The organism is Ruminococcus sp. YE282, assembly GCA_900101355.1.
Lineage (GTDB): Bacteria > Bacillota > Clostridia > Oscillospirales > Acutalibacteraceae > Ruminococcoides > Ruminococcoides bromii_A.
On the sequence record FMUV01000074.1, the window covers coordinates 1 to 2,525 of the forward strand.

The window sequence follows — 2,525 nt, forward strand, 5'->3', positions numbered from 1 at the left end:
TAAGATAAAACTGCCCTAACAAGTTGCAACTTGTTAGAGCAGTTTATCAAATATTATTTTAAATTACATTTTTCAGCACTTCTACTGCATTTGATAAATCATTGCACAAATAGTTTACCATTGTTAGAATTTCATCTGTCGGCTGAATAAAGTCGGGTACCATAACAGTGGTCATACCTGCTGCAAATGCAGACCTGATACCGTTAAAGCTGTCTTCAAAAGCAACGCATTGCTCGGGCTCAATGCCTATTTTTTTTGCTGCTGTCAAAAACACTTCTGGGTCAGGCTTTCCGTTTGTAACGTCTTCTCCGCATACCAGTGCATCAAAATATTTTTCGACTTTTGCCGATTCCAAGTTTATTAAGGAGGTTTGGCGTGATGTTGAAGTCGCAAGGGCAATTTTTATATCATGTTCTTTTAAAAATTCAAGAATTTCATACAATCCCTTTTTGACAGGCGCTCCTTTTGTCATTACAAAGTTAATATAATTGTTTCGCTGTATCTCGGAAAGCTTGCGGTAAGGAAAATCTTTTCCGTATTTACTGTAATAAAACTGTTCAACCTCTTTTTTGCGCCTTCCGACAGTTTGCTTAAAAACATCAATGCTGTATTCATAACCGCTTTCATCCATAAGTTTTTGCCAGCCGTTGTACGTAATCCGTTCGCTGTCAAACATCAGCCCGTCCATATCAAAAACTGTGCCTTTAATCATAATAACACCCCTATTTAAAATCAACGGTATTATAGCACAAAGCCTTACACTTGTAAAACAAAATTATAATTGTTCTTCTAATAAGAAAAAGGTCTCCGCAAAATTCGGAGACCTTTGTAAACACTTATGCTCTGAAATTAAAGCCGCAATCATGGCAATAGTAGATACGTTTGGAATTCGCAAACCATTTTTTAGATTGCCATACGTGACCTTTGTCGTTATCACGCTGTATGATTGCTACCCACCAATCGTAAAAGATAAATATTAAAATGCCGATAATCCACTTTGCCAATATCCAGGCAACATAAAATACACCGAACAAAATCGCAAACAAACAGCCGTGCTTGCTTCTCTCGCTTGAAAGTTGCACCCTTGTGCTGCCGCATTTCGGACACTTTACACTTAACGCCATAAAACCCCTAATTTCTGTCAAAACTTTAATATTGCATTAACATTATATTACAAATTAATTAATATGGCAATATTTTATTGTGGTTTTTATAAGACAAATTTTGTTGGTTTTGGTTATAAATTAATCTATCACAACATTATTTTTGCAATAAAAATTTATCAGAACACGTAGGTCTTTGCTTCCTATTTTACTTTCCTTATTCCGTACAAATATTGAACTAAAAACCAGATAACCATACTTTCGCTCATAAGCCCGTTCGCAAACCCGATACGAAACGGTGAATCGGGCAACAGTAACTTTATTATATAGAATACGGCGTATATAATCAGTATATTTGTAAATGAAAATGCTTTTGGATATACGGTTTTCTTGGTGAATTGCAGCCAAAACCAATATAGAAACGGCAGCAGCATAAAAACTTCGCTTACAAGCACAATCCACGAAAAATGATTGTAGAGTGCTTCACCGGCTGACATTGCAATATCCGAGTAACCGTTTGTATTCATCCAACCGAACAGGTACATTATCATAATGTAAAACAAATGCAGGCAAAGCCATGGCGTTAGCCCAAAAGCAGTAAGAGTTTTGTATACCCTTTTTCACGCTCTCTAAGTATAAAATCTGACATAGCAAACAGCGCTGCGCCATAAAGAATTATTCCCGGGAATGAAAGTGCCATTGCAAGTGTGTTTCGCCATTCTGGAATAGCCGCTACACCTTCCGTAAGCCAAAACAGATTTCCGCTATGCGCAGTGTTGACGTAAATCATCAGCCAATCTCCGCCGCCGAAACAAATGCATCCCAATATTCCGCAAATCATAGCTATATACAATTTTCTTTTATTCATATAATTCTCCTTTTAAAGCAGTATTTAAAAACAAATATTTTTTTCTGCCTAACTAATATTGAAGGGTTGTGCTTATACTAACAACAATATTAATACATGCTTGAGTTAGCAACAGCTAACCAAGTTGCTTAATTATAGCACTTTAATTCAAAATCTGCAATAGATAGCACAAAAGATACAAAAATTTGAGATTTACCTTAAAAATCATTATAGTAAACACCGTTATATATGTGGTTGACAGGCAAATGTAAAAGTTTTATAATATTAGTTAGCAGAAGCTAACTAATATTATTTGCTAATCATGGAGGATATAAATATGTTTATAGAACTTAAAAATGCCGTAAAAAAATACGGCAAGGGCTAAGCCGAAGTTTATGCCCTTGACCACGCACAACTGGAGTTAGAACAAGGCAAGATTTGTGTTATTCTCGGTCCGTCGGGTTCAGGAAAAAGCACCCTGCTGAATATGCTTGTCTCTTTACAGCTTTTAACGCTTTCGATGAAGGAGTTGACAGATTCGCTCTCAACGTTTTCATAACAGCCTATAAATGCAT

The 2,525-nt window shown here is 36.1% G+C and carries 3 protein-coding genes and 1 pseudogene; 1 reads left to right on the top strand and 3 read right to left on the bottom strand.

Annotated features, from left to right (window positions below):
• Positions 1-58: 58 nt before the first annotated feature.
• From BLP46_RS12685 to BLP46_RS13445, 3 genes and pseudogenes are all read right to left on the bottom strand, one after another.
• Complete coding sequence (locus tag BLP46_RS12685) at positions 59-712, bottom strand: HAD family hydrolase (protein WP_092979414.1); 654 nt, start codon at positions 710-712, stop codon at positions 59-61.
• Between the two features lie 124 nt (positions 713-836).
• Complete coding sequence (locus BLP46_RS12690) at positions 837-1,124, bottom strand: hypothetical protein (protein WP_092979415.1); 288 nt, start codon at positions 1,122-1,124, stop codon at positions 837-839.
• Positions 1,125-1,306: 182 nt separating this feature from the next.
• Positions 1,307-1,971, bottom strand: a pseudogene (locus tag BLP46_RS13445) (DUF6796 family protein).
• 424 nt (positions 1,972-2,395) lie between these two features.
• Here BLP46_RS13445 and BLP46_RS13450 point away from each other — a divergent pair.
• The gene (locus tag BLP46_RS13450; protein ID WP_318259582.1) at positions 2,396-2,509 is read left to right on the top strand and encodes a hypothetical protein; all 114 of its coding nucleotides are present in this window, start codon (positions 2,396-2,398) and stop codon (positions 2,507-2,509) included.
• The last annotated feature ends 16 nt before the right edge of the window (positions 2,510-2,525 follow it).

Coding starts and splice junctions, on each gene's coding strand:
- BLP46_RS12685 (WP_092979414.1), bottom strand. CDS start 712: ATGATTAAAGGCACAGTTTTTGATATGGACGGGCTGATGTTTGACAGC.
- BLP46_RS12690 (WP_092979415.1), bottom strand. CDS start 1,124: ATGGCGTTAAGTGTAAAGTGTCCGAAATGCGGCAGCACAAGGGTGCAA.